The organism is Mycobacterium sp. SMC-21, assembly GCF_045310825.1.
Taxonomy (GTDB): Bacteria; Actinomycetota; Actinomycetes; order Mycobacteriales; family Mycobacteriaceae; genus Mycobacterium.
In genome coordinates this window covers 54,136-72,170 of sequence record NZ_JBJIAO010000021.1, presented here as the reverse complement: position 1 = coordinate 72,170, position 18,035 = coordinate 54,136, and the positions used below count along the sequence as shown (strand labels likewise).

The window sequence follows — 18,035 nt, the reverse complement described above, 5'->3', positions numbered from 1 at the left end:
AACCCTACCGGCGCCGACGACGTTCCCGCGGCGGCCGATCGGCAAAGTCCTGGTCATCGATTCCGGATGTCTGGATTTCCGCGAACTGCATCGATGTGTCGTTGGGGATGTTCGCCAACGCACCCAGCAACGCAGTGGGCGCGATGATCGGGCACGAATCGCGCAATGCGCTCCGGGCTTGCCCCTGGGCATCGACCTCGGCGGCGCAATCCGGGCACTGGGACAGGTGATGGGCCGCACGCAGGTGCGCACCCATCTGCAGCTCACCGTCGACGAATGCGGCGATAGCCTCGATGGCCAGGTGCTCCGTGGACCCGAAGCGCCGTGGGCCGACGGGGCCGTCGGTCTGCGAGGCGAACTGCGCGGGCAGCCAGGAGAACGCACGACGGAACAACTGTCCCCGGTCGACCATCACCGAGCTCCTCTCCGCGCCACGCCTTCGTCCGTGTTGCCGTTACTACTGAATGTAGCGCGACAACCTGGGACGGATACGTCACAACGCTCAGGCGGACTTGGCGGAGATGGCCGCGGCCGCCTCGGAGTAGTCACCCGGATGGCTGGCGAGGTACTCGCGCAGGGCCTGCCGGCCACGGTGGATGCGGCTGCGCACGGTGCCGAGCTTGACGTCCAGCGTCGCGCCGATCTCCTCGTACGACAGGCCTTCGATGTCACACAGCACCACAGCGGCACGGAACTCCGGGGGCAGCGAGTCGAGTGCGGCCTGCAGGTCCGGCCCGAGCCGCGAATCGTGGTACAGCTCCTCGGGGTTCGGGTCGTCGGCAGGCACCCGGTCGTAGTCCTCCGGCAGCGCCTCCATGCGGATACGGGTGCGGCGACGGACCATGTCCAGGAACAGGTTGGTGGTGATGCGGTGCAACCAGCCTTCGAACGTGCCGGGCTGGTAGTTCTGCACCGAGCGGAACACCCGGATGAACGTCTCCTGGGTGAGGTCTTCGGCGTCCTGCGGGTTACCCGACAAGCGGTAGGCCAGCCGGTACACGCGGTCGGCGTGCTGACGGACCAGCTCGTCCCACGACGGCATGGTGGCCACATCGCCAGTGGCATCGAAGACGGCGGTGCCGGTCAATTCGTCGCTGACTTCAGCCCAATCCAGCTCGGCTTCGGCGACCGGGACATGGGACATGTGGGTCGGGGCAAGCTTTGTGGGGGCCGGCATGGCGGTCGTGGCAATCTCCAGTTCCGTAGGTTCCGCGTCGTCGACACATGACGCATCAGCAGAAACCGGTACCTGGAGTCCGATATTCCCGATCCCGCGAATGTCCGGCGACTGCCGGAGTCCGGAATCGGCTTGCAGATCGTTCACACTCGCGTGCATGGCGATTACGGTTCCCCACCCTGGTGAGGTTGATGTATGAGCAAACTGAACTTTTCCTGAGAAACCCCGCGCCAGCTCCATGACCTGCGAATACCCGTTATATGTTCGCCAAAACTTAACCTTGCACCCCGGGCGTGGCGCGCCGTCGCTCAGGATCGTTCCGCGGCCGGCTGAGACCACCGACCTATTGCGCGTGTACTGACCGGCGGCGTGCTGGGCGTTCGTTACGCTGCGCACATGTCCAGCACCGATGACCCGACGGTTTCGGCCGGCAGCAACCAGCCTGATCCGGCACAGCCGGCTCCAGCGGCACCCGCCCAGCCCGTCGCTGCCGCACCGGCCGCTGCACCCAAGCCGAGCACCGCCGAGGCCATCGTCAAGCATGCCGAGCGGTCCATCACCGAGGAGCCGATCACCGCGGCGACCCGGGAGCGCGCCGAGGAGAGCGGAGCCAACCCCGTCACCCCGGCCGTGGGCGCACTGCTGAGCGTGCTGGCGAAGATCGCATCGGCCAAGGCCGTCGTCGAGGTCGGCACGGGCGCCGGCGTCAGCGGGTTGTGGCTGCTGTCCGGCATGCGTGAGGACGGCGTGCTGACCACCATCGACGTCGAGCCCGAGCATCAGCGGCTGGCCAAGCAGGCGTTCGTCGCCGCGGGCGTCGGACCGTCCCGGACCCGGCTGATCGTGGGCCGCGCGCAGGAAGTCCTGACCCGGCTGGCCGACGAGTCCTACGACCTGGTGTTCATCGACGGCGAGCCCGCCGATCAGCCGCAGTTCGTCGCCGAGGGCGTCCGCCTGCTGCGATCGGGCGGCGTGATCGTGGTGCACCGCGCGGCGCTCGGCGGTCGCGCCGGCGACGCAGCCGCCAACGACCGCGACGTGACGGCGGTGCGCGAGGCCACCCGTGCCATCGCCGAGGACGAGCGGCTCACCCCGGTCCTCGTCCCGCTCGGCGACGGGCTCTTGGCCGCGGTCCGCGACTGACGCCACTGCGCGTCGGCCGCGTTGACCCTGTACTCAGGGCGCAAAAAGTCGAGTAACCCGCGCCCACACCACAGAGTCAACAGTGGGCACACCGGGAATCGCCTTGACCCTGCACCCAGGGCGTAGAAAGCCGAGTAACCCGCGCCCACACCGCAGAGTCAACGGTGGGCACACCGCGAATCCCGCTGACCCTGCACGCAGGGCACAAAAAGTCGAGTAACCCGCGCCCACACCGCAGAGTCAACAGTGGGCACACCGCGAATCCCATTGACCCTGCACCCAGGGCGCAAAAGGTCGAGTAACCCGCGCCCACGCTGCAGAGTCAACGGTCCGCGGCTGAATCTTTACGGGCTCTTGACGGTCAGATCCTTGACGCCCGACTGAACGCGTGTTTAACGTACTAAACATGCGTTCAGTCGAGGACCTCACCACCGTCGCCCGAATCCGCGACGCGGCGATCGAACAGTTCGGCCAGCACGGCTTCTCGGCCAGCGTCCGCAGCATCGCCACGGCCGCCGGGGTCAGCGCGGCATTGGTGATCCACCATTTCGGCTCGAAGGAGAAGCTGCGCGAAGCCTGCGACGCCTACGTCATCGAAACGGTTCGGGCCGCTAAAACCGAGTCGATGCAGAACGCCAGCCCGAGCGCGTGGTTCGCGCAGCTCGCCGAGATCGAATCCTTCGCGCCCATGACCGCCTATCTGATGCAGGCCCTGCAGACCGGCGGCGACCTCGCGAAGTCGCTGTGGCAGAGCATGATCGACAACGCCGAGGGCTACCTCGAAGAGGGTGTGCGCGCCGGGACTCTCAAGCCCAGCCGCGATCCCAAGGCCCGCGCCCGGTTCCTGGCTCTGACGAGCGGTGGTGCGCTCCTGACCTACATCCAGCTGCACCCCAACCCGACAGATTTCCGCCAGGTGCTGCACGACTACGCGCAGGACATGCTGCTGCCCTCGCTCGAGCTCTACACCAACGGCCTGATGGCCGACCCAACCATGTACGAAGCATTCCTGGCGCAGCGCGAAGCAGGCCAACCCATCGTCACCACCACTGAGGAGTGAATGTGAACGCCGCCATCGAAATCGACACCCTGACAAAGAACTTCGGGGCGGTCCGGGCACTCGACGGACTCAACCTGAGGGTCGAACGGGGCGAGGTGCACGGCTTCCTGGGGCCCAACGGCGCGGGCAAGTCGACGACGATCCGCATCCTGCTCGGGCTCGTCCGCGCCGACGCCGGCTCGGTCCGCCTCCTCGGCGGCGACCCCTGGACCGACTCCGTGGCCTTGCATCGCCACATCGCCTATGTGCCGGGCGATGTCACGTTGTGGCCGACGCTGACCGGCGGCGAGACCATCGACCTGCTGGCCCGGATGCGCGGCGGCATCGACGAAAAGCGCCGCGCCGAGCTCACCGAGCGGTTCGACCTGGACCCCACCAAGAAGACCCGCACCTACTCGAAGGGCAACCGGCAGAAGGTCTCGCTGGTGTCCGCGTTTGCCTCGAACGCCGACCTGTTGCTGCTCGACGAGCCCAGCAGCGGCCTGGATCCGTTGATGGAGAACATCTTCCAGCAGTGCGTCGCCGAGGCCGCCGGCCGCGGCACCACCGTCCTGCTGTCGAGCCACATCCTGGCCGAGACCGAGCGACTGTGCCAGCGGGTGACGATCATCCGCGCCGGCCGGACCGTCGAGACCGGGACGCTGGAGTCGATGCGGCACCTGTCGAGCACCACCATCAAAGCCGACATGATCAACAACCCGGGCCGGATCGACCATCTCCCAGGGGTTTCCGACATCTTCTTCGACGGCCGGACGCTCACGGCGCGCGTCGAATCGGAGAGCCTCGGCGCCGTCATCAAGGCACTCGGCGATGCCGGCGTGCGCTCACTGGTGAGCCAGCCACCCACCCTCGAAGACCTGTTCCTGCGGCACTACGACAACGGCCGGAGCCGCCGCGAATCCGAGCAGGTGCGGGCATGACCGCCGCCGTGGACCGCCCGGCCCGGCCCGCCCGGCCCGCCGCCGGGGCATCCAGCTTCACCGGAACCCTTGGGCTGCTTCGTCTTTACCTGCGCACCGACCGCATCGTGCTGCCGCTCTGGGTGCTGCTGCTGTCCCTGCCACTGTCGACGGTGTACATCGGCAGCATCGAGGCCGTCTACCCCACCGCGGCGGCCCGCGCCGGATTCGCCGCGAGCATCATGGCCAGCCCGGCCCAGCGCGCGATCTACGGCAACATCTACAACGACAGCCTGGGCGCGGCCGGCATCTGGAAAGCCGGCATGTTCCACGTGCTGATCGCCGTCGCCGTCATCCTGACGATGATCCGGCACACCCGCGCCGACGAAGAGGCCGGACGCACCGAGTTGATCGACTCGACGGCCGTCGGCCGCAACGCGAGCCTGACCGCCGCGCTGCTGCTGACAGGCGGCGGCTCGGTGCTCACCGGCTTGCTCGGCTTCCTCGGACTGCTGAATACCGATGTGCCCGTGACCGGTTCACTGGCCTTCAGTTGCGCGCTGGCGGCCTCCGGGCTGGTGTTCACCGCCGTCGCGGCCGTGGCCGCACAACTCTCCGCCAGTGCCCGCGTCGCACGCGGTACCGCCTTCGGCGTCCTCGGCGCCGCGTTCACGCTACGGGCAGTGGGCGACGCGAGCGGCAGCGAGCTGTCCTGGGTATCTCCCCTGGGCTGGTCACTTCTGGTCCGCCCGTACGCCGGCGACCGGTTCGGCGTGCTGGCCCTGCACGTGACGCTGACCGCCGCCCTGGTGGTACTGGCGTACCAACTTCAGAATGGTCGCGATGTCGGCGCCGGGATGTTCGCCGAACGGCGCGGCCGGCCACGGGCCAACGGGATGCTCCGTGGCCCAACAGGATTGGCGTGGCGACTGACCCGCGGCTCGGTGCTGGTGTGGACCGTCGGGCTCGGGCTGTACGGGCTGCTGGTCGGCAGCGTCGTCCACGGTATCGGCGACGAGCTGGGCGGCAGCGACTCGGCCCGCGACATCATCACGCGCCTCGGCGGTACCAGCGCACTGGAGGAGGCCTTCATCGCGATCGCCTTCAACATGCTCGGCATGGTCGCCGCCGCGTTCGCGGTCTCCCTGGCCCTGCGGCCCCATCAGGAGGAGACCGGCCAGCGTGCCGAGACACTGCTCGCCGGAGCGGTGAGCCGGATCCGTTGGCTGACGGGCTATCTGGCGATCGCGCTGGCCGGCACCACCGTCGCGATGCTGACGTCCGGGCTGCTGGCCGGCGTGACCTACGGCGCCGCGGCCGGCGACATCAGCGGCAAACTGCCCCTGGTGCTGGGTTCGGCAGCGGTGCAACTGCCCGCCATCTGGCTCCTGATCGCGGTGACGACAGTGTTGTTCGGGGCGGTGCCGCGGTTCGCCCCGGTGGCGTGGGGCGCCCTGGTCGGCTTCATCGCGGTGTATCTGCTTGGTTCGCTGGCGAATTCACCGCACTGGGTGCTGGACCTCGATCCGTTCAGCCACATCCCGCGGGTCGGGTCGGGCAGCTTCACCGCGACGCCACTGGTGTGGCTGCTGGTTCTGGACGCAACTCTGATCATCTTGGGCGCCTTGGCTTTCCGGCGCCGGGATCTACGGTAGGAGAAATCATGAAACTCGCTCTGCAGGCACTCGCCTCGGCGGCTGGGGGCATCGTCTTCTTCGCGGTGTTGCTGTGCGTGCCGGCCGGCACCATCCACTATTGGCAGGCCTGGGTTTTCATCGCGGTCTTCATGGTCGCCACCATGGGCCCGAGCATGTACCTGGCCGTCAAGCATCCCGAGGCGCTGGCGCGACGGATGCACGGCGGCCCGAAGGCCGAGACCCGACCGGTGCAGAAGGTGGCCATCTGGGCGATCCTCGCGTCGGTGGTCGGGACCGGTGTGGTCAGCGCCCTCGACTGGCGCTTCGGCTGGACCCACGTGCCCACGGCGGTCGTGGTCCTGGGCAACGTCGTCGTGGGGGTGTCCCTGGTCGCGGCCCAGTGGGTCGTCATCCAGAACAACTTCGCCGGCGCGAGTATCTCCGTGGAGGCCGATCAGCCTGTCATCTCGACGGGTCTGTACGGGATCGTGCGGCACCCGATGTACATCTGCGCCCTCATCATGATGCTCGCGACCCCGCTGGCACTGGGCTCCTACTGGGGGCTGGTCCCGGTGCTCGTCGCTGCCCCGGCGCTCATGGCCCGAATCTTCGACGAGGAGAAGATGCTGCGCACCGAGTTGCCCGGCTATCTCGACTACACCCGCAAGGTGCGCTACCGGTTGGTCCCCTACGTCTGGTGACACCGAGCGATTTGTGCACGAAAATCCGCGGACAGCGCGGGAAATCGTGCACAAATCGCGGAGACTGAACGGGTGGAACTGTTCACCGGGCTCGGTCTGGCCACCGCGTCGGGCCTCAACGCCTACATCCCCCTGCTGGCGATGGGCCTACTGGGACGCTTCACCAACCTCGTGGAGCTACCGCACCCGTGGGCGTGGTTGACCAACGGCTGGGTGATCGGCATCGTGGCCGTGCTGTTGGTGGTCGAGATCGTCGCCGACAAGGTGCCCGCACTCGACAGCGTCAACGACACCATCCAGACGTTCGTGCGGCCGACCTCCGGCGGCATCGTCTTCGGCTCCGGCACCGCGGCACAGACCGCCGCGGTCACCGATCCGGGCGCGTTCGCCAGTTCCGGCCAGTGGATTCCCGTGGTGATCGGGGCGGTCACCGCACTCGTGGTGTCGCTGACCAAGTCGACGGTGCGGCCCGTCGCGAACGTCGCCACCGGCGAGCTCGCGGCGCCCGTGCTGAGCACCGTGGAAGACGTGGCCAGTGTCGGCCTGGTGATCGTCGCGATCGTGCTGCCGGTGCTGGTTCTGGTCGCGCTGGCGCTGCTGATCTGGGCGGCGGTGGCGCTGCTGCGGCGTAGAAGGCGCCGGAGCACGACCGACGCGACCGTCTAGATCCAGACGCCCTTACCGACCGCGACCACGCCGCCGGCACTGACCGAGAAGCGTTCGCGGTCCTTCTCCAGGTCCACGCCGACCATCTCGCCGGGGCCGACGACGACGTTCTTGTCCAGGATGGCGTGCCGCACCACGGCGCCGCGACCGACGCGCGCACCCGGCATGATCACGCTGCCCTCGACGATGGCGCCGTCGTCGATCACGACGTTGGACGACAGCACCGAATTGCGCACGGACGCAGCCGAGATGATGCTGCCCGCGCCGACGACCGATTCCTGCGCCGAACCGCCGTTGACGAACTTGGCGGGGGCCAGATGCTCCGACTCCCCCAGGATGGGCCAGCGCCGGTTGTAGAGGTTGAACACCGGGTGCACCGACACCAGATCCATGTGGGCGTCGTAGAACGCGTCCAGCGTCCCGACGTCACGCCAGTAGCCGTGGTCGCGCTCGGTGGCGCCGGGGACCTCGTTGTCGTTGAAGTCGTAGACGGCCGCCATCCCGTCGGCGACCATCTGCGGGATGATGTTGCCGCCCATGTCGTGGTCGGAGTCGTGGTTCTCGGCGTCCACCCGGATGGCATCGATGAGCGCCTTGGTGGTGAACACGTAGTTGCCCATGGAGACGAACGTCTGCTCCGGGTCGTCGGGCGTGCCCGGCGGATCGGACGGCTTCTCGATGAAGCTGCGGATGCGGCCCGACTCGTCGGCGTCGATGCAGCCGAACGCCGACGCCTCAGCCCGCGGCACCCGGATGCCCGCGACCGTCGCGCCCGCTCCGCTCTCGATGTGGAACCGCACCATCTGCTCGGGGTCCATGCGGTACACGTGGTCGGCGCCGAAAACCACGATGTAGTCCGGGTCCTCGTCGTAGATGAGGTTCATCGACTGATAGATGGCGTCGGCCGAGCCGGTGTACCAGCGCGGGCCCAGCCGCTGCTGCGCCGGGACCGGGGTGATGTACTCGCCCGCCAGACCCGACAGCCGCCAGTTCTGCGAGATGTGCCGGTCCAGTGAGTGCGACTTGTATTGCGTCAGAACGCAAATCCGCAGGTATCGGGCGTTGACCAGGTTGGACAGGACGAAATCGATCAGTCGGTAGGCGCCGCCGAACGGAACGGCGGGCTTGGCGCGGTCCGCCGTCAGCGGATACAACCGTTTGCCCTCACCGCCGGCCAAGACGATTCCCAGCACCTGCGGCTGTTCCCTCATGCCACCAAACCTAGTAGCCACCAACCGAAGCGGCCAGACATACGCCCCAACCCGCCGCACGCGTTAACGTCATCGACATGCGGGTGGCGATGATGACGCGGGAGTATCCACCGGAGGTTTACGGCGGCGCGGGCGTGCATGTGACCGAACTCGTCGGCCAGCTCACGAAGCTGTGCGACGTCGACGTCCACTGCATGGGAGTCCAGCGCCGGGACGCCTTCGTGGCCCAGCCCGATCCGCTGCTCGCCGGGGCCAACGCGGCCCTGACGACGCTGTCGGCGGACCTGGCGATGGTCAACAACGCATTCGCCGGTCCGGCTGCCATGCCGGACGTGGTGCACTCGCACACCTGGTACACCGGCATGGCCGGACACCTCACGGCACTGCTGCACGGCATCCCGCACGTGCTGACCGCGCACTCGCTGGAGCCGCGGCGGCCGTGGAAGGCCGAGCAACTCGGTGGCGGCTACCGCATCTCCTCGTGGGTCGAGCGCACGGCGATCGAAGCGGCCGACGCCGTCATCGCGGTCAGTGCCGGCATGCGGGCCGACGTCCTGGCCACCTACCCGCAGCTGGACCCCGCGCGAGTGCACGTGGTGCGCAACGGGATCGACACCGACGACTGGTATCCGGTCGAGGCGGGCCAGACCCTGGTTGACCTGGGGATCGACCCGGACCGGCCGATCGTGGCGTTCGTCGGGCGGATCACCCGGCAGAAGGGTGTCGGTCACCTCATCGCGGCGGCCCACCGGTTCGACCCGGACGTGCAGCTGGTGCTGTGTGCGGGCGCACCCGACACCCCCGAAATCGCCGCCGAAGTCGCGGCCGCCGTGAAAGAGCTCAGCGCGACGCGCGCCGGGGTGCACTGGATCCAGGAGATGCTGCCGCTCGAGAAGATCCGGGAAATCCTGGCGACGGCAACGGTTTTCGTCTGCCCCTCGGTCTACGAGCCGCTCGGCATCGTCAACCTCGAAGCCATGGCGTGCGGCACGGCCGTGGTCGCCTCGGACGTCGGCGGCATTCCCGAGGTGGTCGACGACGGCACCACCGGATTACTGGTGCACTACGACGCCGAAGACGCGGTGGGGTTTGAGACAGGGCTCGCGGACGCGGTCAACGCGGTGGTCCGGAACTCGGAACAGGCCCGCACATTCGGGCAGGCCGGCCGTCGGCGGTGCATCGAGGAGTTCTCCTGGATGCAGGTCGCCCAGCAGACGCTCGACATCTATCGGAGCGTCTGCGGCTGAACTAGCTGGTGACGTTCTTCAGTTCGTCGCCCAGGGCTGCGGCCTCATCCGGGGTCAGCTCGACCACCAGACGACCGCCACCCTCCAGCGGTACCCGCATGACGATGCCGCGCCCCTCTTTGGTTGCTTCCAGTGGACCGTCGCCGGTCCGGGGCTTCATCGCCGCCATCGGGTGCTCCCTCCGCACGCGCCCGGACCGCATCCACGGTCCCGGATCAAGGCCGGAGCCAACCCACTCAGCGGGTCGGCTCACGGCACTGAACTGCAACTGAACTATGTCTATTGTTCCCTATCGCTACCGGAGGGTGTGAAAGACCCGCCCGTCACGCCTCCGACAAGCTGTACCGGGGCACCCAACAGGCCTCGACATGGTCGTCGACCATCCCGGTGGCCTGCATCAACGCATACGCCGTGGTCGGGCCGACGAACCGGAAACCGCGGCGCTTGAGTTCCTTTGCCATGGCCACCGATTCGGGTGTCGTCGCCGGGACCTGCGCCAGCTCGGCCGGCCGCGGCCGCGATGGTGGCGCGAACGACCACAGCAGCTCATCGAGGTCCAGACCCTCGTCGATCACCCTGGCGTTGGCGATGGTCGCCTCGATCTTGGCGCGGTTGCGGACGATGCCCGGATCGGCCAACAGCCGGTCGATGTCCTTCTCCCCGAAGCGGGCGACCGTGGAAACGTCGAACCCCTTGAACGCCGCCCGGAAGTTCTCCCGCTTGCGCAGGATGATCAGCCAGGACAGGCCACTCTGGAACGCCTCCAGCGAGACGCGCTCGAACAGCGCCTGCGTGCCGCGCAGCGGGCGGCCCCATTCGGTGTCGTGGTAGTCGCGGTACTGCGTCGCGTCGGCGGACTCCCCGATGTTGACCCAGCCGCACCGGACCCGGCCGTCGGGAGCCGTCATTGCTCGGCGTCCGCGGTCTGCGCCCGCAACGTCGTCAGCTCGCCGCGCAGCGAGTCCAGCTCCTGCGCCAGCCGGTCCAGCACCCAGTCGACCTCACTGGTCTTGTAGCCGCGCAGGGTCTGTGTGAACTTGACGGCGTCGACGTCGGCACCGGTGACACCGGATGCCGGCAGCACGGTGGCTGTGGTGCCCCGCGCCAGCGGCGGCAGCTGCTCGCTGCGACCGAACAGCACGGTGCCCAGGGCGAACAGCACCACCGCGACCAGGATCAGCACCACGAGGTAGATCAAAATCAGCGTCACACCGACGATCCTGCCGGATGGCACCGACAAGTGCCGCCGAGGCGGGTCAGCGCAGGGTGTTCATGGCGGGACGGTCGATCAGTGACACCGTCGACGTGCGGGGCGTGAAGGTGTCGCCGTCGGCGAAGAACTGCGTCAGGCCGACGCCCGAGTCGCTGATGCCGCAGCGCGACAGCAACGTCGCGATCACCTGACGGCTCATCGAGGCCAACTCGTTCAACGGCCGGTTGCGGTGCGTGCGCACCCCGAGATTGACCTGCGCGATGGCGTCGAGGCCCAGCTTGTCGTAGGTGTCGATCAGCAGACCGATCTCGACGCCGTAGCCCGGCGCGAACCCGACCGACGTCAACAGCTCCCGGGTACCGGCGTATTCGCCGCCCAACGGCTGCAGCAGGCACGTCAGCTCGGGCCGCAGGGATGCCAGCAGGGGCCGTGCCACGAGTTCGGTGACCCGGCCGCCGCCGTTGGCGTCTTCGGTGCCGCCGACCTTCAGCGGCCGCCGGTAGAAGCCCTTGACCAGATGCACCCCGTCGGCGAGCAGCAGGGGGCCCAGGAGCTTGGGCACGAACATCGGGTCGGGGTCGAGCAGGTCGGAGTCGACGAACACGATGATGTCGCCGGTGGTGGCAGCCAGCGAGCGCCACAGCGCCTCACCCTTGCCGGGCTGTACCGGCACCTCGGGCAGCGCCTGTTCCCGGCTGACGACCCGGGCGCCGGCCTCGATGGCACGCAGTTCGGTCTCGTCGGTGGAACCGGAGTCGAGCACGACGAGCTCGTCGACCAGACCACCCAGCAGCGGGCTGATGCTGTCGATGACGTCGGCGACGGTGTCTTCCTCGTTCAGCGCGGGCAACACGACAGAGACGGTGCGGCCGGCCTTGGCGGCCTCGAGCTCGGCGATGGTCCACGCCGGCCGGCTCCAGCTGCGTTCGGCCAGCCACGCATGGCGAGCGATGGATTCAGCAGTCATCTCGGGCATTAGGGTCACGCGAGTCCCCTCACTGTTCGGCTCGGTGGACGCCCGCCCTGGATCGACGCGACCATTTCCAGCACGCGTCGGGTGGGGCCCACCTCGTGCACCCGGAACATGGCGGCGCCGTCAGCGGCGGCGAGTGCCGTCGCGGCCAGCGTCCCCTCCAGGCGCTCGGTCAGTTCGACACCTAAAGTCTCCCCCACGAAATCCTTGTTGCTGAGGGCCATCAGGACTGGCCATCCGGTATTTACAAGATCTTTTACGTGGCGCAACAAACTAAGACCGTGGTAAGTGTTCTTGCCGAAATCGTGCGTCGGGTCGATCAGGATGGCGTCCCGCGCGACGCCGACATCGACGGCGTGCTGCGCCGCTGAGGTGACCTCGGCGATGACGTCGTCCACCACACCCCGTTCGGTGACGCCGTAGTTGACGCGAAAGGGCCGGGTTCGGGGCACGGCCCCGCCGGTGTGCGAGCAGACCAGCCCGGCGCCGAATTCGGCGGCGACCTCGGGCAGTCCCGGATCGGCGCCGGCCCAGGTGTCGTTGATCAGGTCGGCCCCGGCCGCGCAGGCCTGCTTGGCCACGTTCGCGCGCCAGGTATCGACGCTGATGAGTTGGTCGGGGTACTCGCCGCGGAGCCATTCGATGAACGGCACGACGCGCGCGATCTCCTCGTCGGCGTCCACGGTGCTGCCCGGCCCCGCTTTGACGCCGCCGATGTCGATGACGTCGGCCCCGTCGGCGATCTTCTGGTGTGCGGCGTCCTTGGCCGCGCCGTCGCTGAAGGTCGCCCCCCGGTCATAGAAGGAATCCGGGGTGCGGTTGACGATCGCCATGATCAGCGCGCGATCGCCGGCCACCTGGCGACCCAGGAACTGGCCCCTTGCGGAGGACTGCACGACTCCCAGGCTATCGGGCTGCCGCAAATCCGCTGATTCCGCGGCCACCGCTGTGGCAAATGCCGCGAAGTGTAGGGAATTCCCTGATTCGAGGAGGTGCCGCGGTCAATAGGTTCGATTCACGTCCAATCGGATCGAGAGCAAACTCCCAGGAGGCCGCAGATGAGCAAGCGAGCACTGTATTTCACGCGCGTCGCCGTCGTTGCCGCGATGACGAGCTTCCCCGTGTTGGCACCGGCGCCCGCCGGGGCCCTACCCAACGGTCTCGACGTGAACTGCAATCAGGAACCCGGCGAGATCACCACCGCGATCTGCGTCATCAGCGGCTGCCCCCGGGTGCACGGCGACTATGTCGTCGACGCGGTGCACTGGAAGATCGACGGCGGCGAGCAGCAAGAAGAGGGCTTCAAGTGCATCAACGGCGCGACCACCCGATTCACGCTCGGTGGCGGCCCGGGTGCCCACTGGAACATCGCGGTGCAGGGGTGCCGCAAGAAGGATCTCGAGGGCGACTGGTGCGGTCCGTGGTCGAACACGACGTTCACCATGCCCGGGGACGCGAAACCCACCCCGAAGGCACCGCCGGTCGTGACCCCGCCACCGGCGGAGAAGCCCCCGGTGCAGTGCCCCGCGGGCTCGCCCACCCCGACGGTGCCGGCCGGCCAGACCTGCGCCCCGATCCCTGACGTCACCAACGCCATTCAGGCGTCGTTCGGCGCACCCGGCGTGTCCAGCATCGCGTTCAACGTCACCAACACCTCCAACATCACGGCGACGTGCAACTACACCGCGACGGCGGATTCGATCAACCCGCTGGTCCCGAAGAAGACGACGCGGCAGTTCAACGTTCCCGCCAACGGCAGCCACACCGAATCCTTCAGTGGCGCACCAACATTGAGCACCTACAACGTGGTGCTGTCGTGCAAGGACGCCAGCGGCAACCAGAAAGCCGAACTCGGCCACGTCGAGACGTCGGTGACGTGGTGATCAGCTGACCGAATTCGGCTCGCCACCATGTGATTTGTGCACGATTTTCCGCGGTACGCGCGGAAAATCGTGCACAAATCCCTGACTAACGCGGCTTCTTGCCGTCCTTCACCTCGGCGGGGTACTCGGGGTAGAACGGCACGTAGCCCTCGTCGCGGCCGGCCAGCACGTAGATCGGGTCCTTCACCTCGTCGCCGTAGCCCTGCTTGCGCAGGTCGACCTTCTGGCTCTTGAACGTCGAGGTGTGTGCCAGGGCGGGCACGACCCGGATGAACAGCGGTACCGCGTAGGCGGGCAGGTGCTCGAAGCCGGCCTTGGCCAGGCGGGCGCCGTCGAACTCGGCGCCCTCGCGCAACTGCACCGACGCCATGCCGGCGCGGCCGCCGCAGCCCGGCACCTCGACGCCGTACACCGTGCACTCCTCCACCTGGTCGTCGGCGCCGAGCGCGGCCTCGACCTCGGTGGTGGCGACGTTCTCGCCCTTCCACCGGAAGGTGTCGCCGAGACGGTCGGCGAACGCGGCATGCGCGAAGCCCTGCGACCGCATCAGGTCACCGGTGTTGAACCAAACGTCGCCGTCCTTGAATGCGTTGCGCACCAACTTCTTCTCGCTGGCGGCCTTGTCGGTGTAGCCGTCGAACGGCTGCAGGTTGTTGACCTTGCTGAGCAGCAGGCCCGGCTGGCCGCGCTTGACCTTGCGCAGCCGGCCGTCGGGTCCGCGGGCCGGCTCGCCGGTCTCCAGGTCGTATTCCACGTAGACGACGGGCGACGGGCAGATGCCCGTCGTCTTGTCGATGTTGAAGACGTTGACGAAGCCGGTGTTGCCCTCGCTGGCGGCGTAGAACTCGCACACCCGCTTGATGCCGAAGCGCGAGGTGAACTCGTCCCAGATGGCGGGGCGCAGCCCGTTGCCGGCGATGACCCGGACCTTGTGTGCCCGGTCGGTGGGCTTGGGCGGCTGGTTCAGCAGGTAGCCGCAGATCTCGCCGATGTAGATGAACGCGGTGGCGTCGTACTTGATGACCTCGTCCCAGAACCGCGAGGCGGAGAACGACTTACCCAGCGCCAGGGCGGCGCCGGCGTTGAGGGCCGACGACGTCGCCACCGTCAGCGCGTTGTTGTGGTACAGCGGCAGGCAGCAGTACAGGGTGTCGCTGCTGTTCAGACGCAGCCCCAACCCGCCGAACCCGCCGAGGGCGCGCAGCCAGCGGTAGTGCGTCATGACGCTGGCCTTGGGCATGCCGGTCGTGCCCGAGGTGAAGATGTAGAACGCCTTCTCCTTGGCCAGGATCTGGCTGGTGCCCACCGGGTTGGCGGTCGACTGGCCGACGGCCTGCTCGCGCAGCTCCTCGACCGACATGAGGCCCGCGGTCAGCTCCGGAGCGGCACCGCACTCGATGACGGGCTCGTGGAAGTCCGGCTCGGTGACGAGCACCTTGGCGCCGAGCAGGCCCAGGCTGTGCGCCAGCACGTTGCCGCGCTGGTTGTAGTTGATCATTCCGGCGATCGCGCCGCACTTGACCGTCGCCAGCATCAGCAGGACGGCGTCCGGCGAGTTGCGCAGCATGATGCCGACGACCGAACCCGGGCCGACGCCCTTGGCCGCCAGCACCGCCGCGTAGCGGTTCACCGTCGCGTTGGCCTGGCCGTAGGTGATGCGCTGGTCCTCGAACTTGATGAAGACCTTGTCCTTGTTGGCCTCTGCGCGTTCCTGGAAAACCTTGCCGATGGACGTCTTCGCCGTCGGGGTCGCACCGAAGCCGGTGATCAGGCCGCGCAGGATCACCGGGGCGTCGGACAGGAAACCGGGCAGTTGCTTAGCAATATCGAGCAGCCCGACGCCGGTGCGTGATGTCTCGTCACTCATGCCCGGTGAGCCTAGTGAGCGATGTCACGCGGCGCACAAGCAGCCATGGCCGCGTCGACGTCTTTGACGACGATGAGCCGGTCGAGCGCGGCCCGCTGGACATAGCCGGTGTCGACCAGCGTGTGCAGCCACGCCAGCAGGCCGTCGTAGTGGCCGTGCGGATCGAGCATCACCAGCGGCTTGTCGTGCATGTTGAGGTAGCCGGCCGTCCAGGCCTCGAAGAACTCCTCGAGGGTGCCGATCCCGCCCGGCAGCGCGATGAACGCGTCGGACCGGTCCTCCATGATCTGCTTGCGCTCGCGCATCGTGTCGGTGACGATCAGTTCGCTGGCGTTCACATCGGCCAGCTCACGGTGCACCAGCTTCTTCGGGATGACACCGATGGTGCGGCCGCCGTTCTCCCGGGCTCCGTCGGCGACGGCGCCCATGGCCGAGACGTTGCCGCCGCCGGACACCAGCGTCCAGCCCCGGGCCGCGATCGCCCGGCCGACATCGCCGGCGAGGGTGAGCAATTCGGGATGACGGGGACCAGCGGCGCAGTAGACACAGACGGCGTAGGCGTTTTCGGTTGTCACACCGCAACGCTAATCGAGCCGTGCCGGGCATCGCGCAGCCATAGGATCGGACCGTGGTGCTGAGCCAGCTCGAAGCGGGCGTCGAAACCCGGTCCGGTGCGCTGCTCACCGGTGCCCGCGGGTCCGGCAAGACCACATGGGCACGGGCCGCATACGACGAGCTGGCGCCCGGCTTCGAGCGCGCCGCCTGGATCACCGGCACCGCGGCCGACTCCCGCGTACCGTTCGGCGCCTTCGAGCGGTTGTTCACGGTGCCCGAGACCGGCCGGACGGTTCAGGTGCTGAGCGCGGCCCGCGAGGCCCTCGGGACCGGACTGCTGTTGGTCGTCGACGACGGGCATCTGCTCGACCGGTTGTCGGCGTCGCTGGTGTACCAGCTCGCGGTCTCGGGTGCGGCCCGGGTCATCGTCACCGCGGAATCGAATCAGTCTCTGCCCGAGGGCATTTCGTCACTGGTACGGGACCGGCTGGTGGTGCCGGTGACCGCCGACGGGCCGGTCCCTCCTGCCGAGTCCCCCGCTGCTGACCCACTGCCGGCGCCGGACGACGACGGTGTCGTCGGCCGGCTGCGGCGCGCGGTGCGGGCACTCGACGGCGGTGACGCCCTACCCGTCGCCGAGTTGGCTGCCGCCGCCGACGATGCCCTGCGGCTGGGTGATCTCGAGCTGGCGGAACGCCTGGGCCGCGCCGCGCTGCCGGGCGGCGGCCTGGCCACCCGGGTGACGCTGAGCTACGCCCTGGCCTGGCAGGGTCGCGGTCCGGATGCCGATGCCGTGCTGGCCGAGGTCGACGCGACCGCACTGACCGAACCCGCGTTGCTGATGTGGGCGCTGCCCCGCGCGGCCAACCAGTTCTGGATGCTGTCCGAGCCCGAGCGGGCGACGGCCTTCCTGCGCACCGTCCGCAGCCGGGTCCAGACGCCGACGGCGAAGGTCACGCTAGACGCCTTGTCGGCGACGTTCGCGATGAACGCGGGCAACCTCAATCGGGCCATGCAGCTGGCCGACTCGGTGCTGTCCAGCCCTGACCCGAGCGACACCGCCGTCGGCTGGGCGGCATCGGCGGCGGCGCTGAGCTGTGCCCGCACGGGCCGGTTGACCGAGGTGGACGGCTTCGCCGAGCGCGCGCTGGCCGCCGGCCAGCCGGGCCTGTTGCGGTTCACCAGTGGCTTCGGACAGACCACGGCCCTGCTGTTGGCCGGCGAGCCCGACAACGCGCAGCAGCTGGCCCGGGAGCTGATCGATTTCACGCAGTCCCAACAGCCCGGGCGGGCCATCGGTGAGGTGCTGTTGGCCGATGTGTTGATCTCGCGGGGCGAACTCGACTCGGCGATCGAACTGCTCGAGAACGCGGCGAAAGCGCTGGCGCGCACCGGATATTCGTGGGGCCCGCTGGCATGGATGCTGCTGGCGCGAGCCCTCGGACAGCGCGGGGCGACCGCCGAGGCGGGCCGGGCGCTGGCCCGCGCCGAAGCCAGGCACGGCTTGAAGTCGATGTTGTTCGCTCCCGAACTGGCCCTGGCCCGCGCCTGGACCAACGCGGCGCGGCGGGACCGGCACGGCGCGATCGCCGCCGCCCGCGAGGCGTTCCGTGCCGCCGAGCGGGGCGGCCAGTCGGCGGTGGCGCTGCGCGTCCTGCGCGACGCGGCGTTGTTGGGCGATGTCCGGGCCGCGGACTGTTTCGACCGCGTCGGCGTCGACTGTGCGTTCGGCAGGCAGGCTCGGGCCGTGGCGGCGGAGGTCGCCGCCGATCGCGCCTGACCATTTGCCGCAGGGCATGTCAT

Annotated in this window: 19 protein-coding genes; 9 read left to right on the top strand and 10 right to left on the bottom strand. The window is 68.4% G+C overall.

Translation table 11 applies throughout. The annotated features are described in order from the left end of the window. Positions 1-4: 4 nt before the first annotated feature. Both rseA and sigE read right to left on the bottom strand, forming a co-directional pair. The gene (gene rseA / locus ACJH6H_RS19500; RefSeq protein WP_406775610.1) at positions 5-412 is read right to left on the bottom strand and encodes an anti-sigma E factor RseA; all 408 of its coding nucleotides are present in this window, start codon (positions 410-412) and stop codon (positions 5-7) included. 90 nt (positions 413-502) lie between these two features. Further along, a complete protein-coding gene (gene sigE, locus ACJH6H_RS19495) occupies positions 503-1,336 on the bottom strand; it encodes an RNA polymerase sigma factor SigE (RefSeq protein ID WP_082762086.1) in 834 nt (277 codons plus the stop codon). Between the two features lie 237 nt (positions 1,337-1,573). On the opposite strand from sigE, the gene ACJH6H_RS19490 reads away from it, so the two are divergent. The 6 genes from ACJH6H_RS19490 to ACJH6H_RS19465 all read left to right on the top strand — a co-directional run bounded on the left by ACJH6H_RS19490 (position 1,574) and on the right by ACJH6H_RS19465 (position 7,283). Further along, a complete protein-coding gene (locus ACJH6H_RS19490; protein WP_226520965.1) occupies positions 1,574-2,320 on the top strand; it encodes an O-methyltransferase in 747 nt (248 codons plus the stop codon). Between the two features lie 406 nt (positions 2,321-2,726). After that, a complete protein-coding gene (locus ACJH6H_RS19485) occupies positions 2,727-3,380 on the top strand; it encodes a TetR/AcrR family transcriptional regulator (protein ID WP_061007091.1) in 654 nt (217 codons plus the stop codon). Continuing rightward, on the top strand, positions 3,377-4,300 hold the full coding sequence (locus ACJH6H_RS19480; RefSeq protein ID WP_406775609.1) for an ATP-binding cassette domain-containing protein: 924 nt from the start codon (positions 3,377-3,379) through the stop codon (positions 4,298-4,300). The genes ACJH6H_RS19485 and ACJH6H_RS19480 overlap by 4 nt, the downstream gene beginning before the upstream one ends. Further along, positions 4,297-5,934: an ABC transporter permease gene (locus ACJH6H_RS19475; protein ID WP_406775608.1), complete on the top strand. Its 1,638-nt coding sequence runs from the start codon at positions 4,297-4,299 to the stop codon at positions 5,932-5,934. Before ACJH6H_RS19480 ends, ACJH6H_RS19475 begins: the two co-directional genes overlap by 4 nt. Positions 5,935-5,942: 8 nt before the next feature. Next, positions 5,943-6,617 carry a methyltransferase family protein gene (locus tag ACJH6H_RS19470; protein ID WP_406775607.1) on the top strand — a complete coding sequence of 225 codons (675 nt, stop codon included), beginning with the start codon at positions 5,943-5,945 and terminating at the stop codon, positions 6,615-6,617. Between the two features lie 72 nt (positions 6,618-6,689). Beyond that, on the top strand, positions 6,690-7,283 hold the full coding sequence (locus tag ACJH6H_RS19465; protein WP_406775606.1) for a DUF4126 domain-containing protein: 594 nt from the start codon (positions 6,690-6,692) through the stop codon (positions 7,281-7,283). On the opposite strand, the gene glgC is transcribed toward ACJH6H_RS19465, so the two are convergent. After that, on the bottom strand, positions 7,280-8,494 hold the full coding sequence (gene glgC, locus ACJH6H_RS19460; protein WP_061010717.1) for a glucose-1-phosphate adenylyltransferase: 1,215 nt from the start codon (positions 8,492-8,494) through the stop codon (positions 7,280-7,282). The two genes, ACJH6H_RS19465 and glgC, sit on opposite strands and share 4 nt — an antisense overlap. Positions 8,495-8,571: 77 nt before the next feature. Here glgC and glgA point away from each other — a divergent pair, with 77 nt between their 5' ends. Continuing rightward, positions 8,572-9,741, top strand: coding sequence for a glycogen synthase (glgA, locus tag ACJH6H_RS19455; RefSeq protein ID WP_406775605.1), 1,170 nt, complete (start codon positions 8,572-8,574; stop codon positions 9,739-9,741). Between the two features lies 1 nt (position 9,742). Here glgA and ACJH6H_RS19450 read toward each other — a convergent pair whose 3' ends face one another. The 5 genes from ACJH6H_RS19450 to folP all read right to left on the bottom strand — a co-directional run bounded on the left by ACJH6H_RS19450 (position 9,743) and on the right by folP (position 12,760). Next, positions 9,743-9,910, bottom strand: a complete 168-nt coding sequence (locus ACJH6H_RS19450; protein ID WP_005059648.1) for a DUF3117 domain-containing protein — start codon at positions 9,908-9,910, stop codon at positions 9,743-9,745. A 154-nt stretch (positions 9,911-10,064) separates the two neighbouring features. Continuing rightward, complete coding sequence (locus ACJH6H_RS19445; protein ID WP_135355553.1) at positions 10,065-10,649, bottom strand: DNA-3-methyladenine glycosylase I; 585 nt, start codon at positions 10,647-10,649, stop codon at positions 10,065-10,067. Continuing rightward, positions 10,646-10,951: a DivIVA domain-containing protein gene (locus ACJH6H_RS19440; RefSeq protein WP_060999033.1), complete on the bottom strand. Its 306-nt coding sequence runs from the start codon at positions 10,949-10,951 to the stop codon at positions 10,646-10,648. The genes ACJH6H_RS19445 and ACJH6H_RS19440 overlap by 4 nt, the downstream gene beginning before the upstream one ends. 46 nt (positions 10,952-10,997) lie before the next feature. Further along, complete coding sequence (locus ACJH6H_RS19435) at positions 10,998-11,930, bottom strand: glucosyl-3-phosphoglycerate synthase (RefSeq protein ID WP_212814938.1); 933 nt, start codon at positions 11,928-11,930, stop codon at positions 10,998-11,000. A gap of 5 nt (positions 11,931-11,935) precedes the next feature. Continuing rightward, positions 11,936-12,760 (bottom strand): dihydropteroate synthase, encoded by an 825-nt coding sequence (gene folP, locus ACJH6H_RS19430; RefSeq protein ID WP_406775627.1) that lies wholly within the window; start codon positions 12,758-12,760, stop codon positions 11,936-11,938. Positions 12,761-12,985: 225 nt separating this feature from the next. Here folP and ACJH6H_RS19425 point away from each other — a divergent pair, with 225 nt between their 5' ends. Next, positions 12,986-13,810 carry a hypothetical protein gene (locus ACJH6H_RS19425; RefSeq protein ID WP_406775604.1) on the top strand — a complete coding sequence of 275 codons (825 nt, stop codon included), beginning with the start codon at positions 12,986-12,988 and terminating at the stop codon, positions 13,808-13,810. An 85-nt stretch (positions 13,811-13,895) separates the two neighbouring features. On the opposite strand, the gene fadD6 is transcribed toward ACJH6H_RS19425, so the two are convergent. Further along, positions 13,896-15,677 (bottom strand): long-chain-acyl-CoA synthetase FadD6, encoded by a 1,782-nt coding sequence (gene fadD6, locus ACJH6H_RS19420; protein WP_212812642.1) that lies wholly within the window; start codon positions 15,675-15,677, stop codon positions 13,896-13,898. A gap of 11 nt (positions 15,678-15,688) precedes the next feature. After that, positions 15,689-16,252: a TIGR00730 family Rossman fold protein gene (locus ACJH6H_RS19415; RefSeq protein WP_212812643.1), complete on the bottom strand. Its 564-nt coding sequence runs from the start codon at positions 16,250-16,252 to the stop codon at positions 15,689-15,691. 101 nt (positions 16,253-16,353) lie between these two features. On the opposite strand from ACJH6H_RS19415, the gene ACJH6H_RS19410 reads away from it, so the two are divergent. Next, positions 16,354-18,012: a tetratricopeptide repeat protein gene (locus ACJH6H_RS19410; protein WP_406775626.1), complete on the top strand. Its 1,659-nt coding sequence runs from the start codon at positions 16,354-16,356 to the stop codon at positions 18,010-18,012. Positions 18,013-18,035 lie beyond the last annotated feature (23 nt).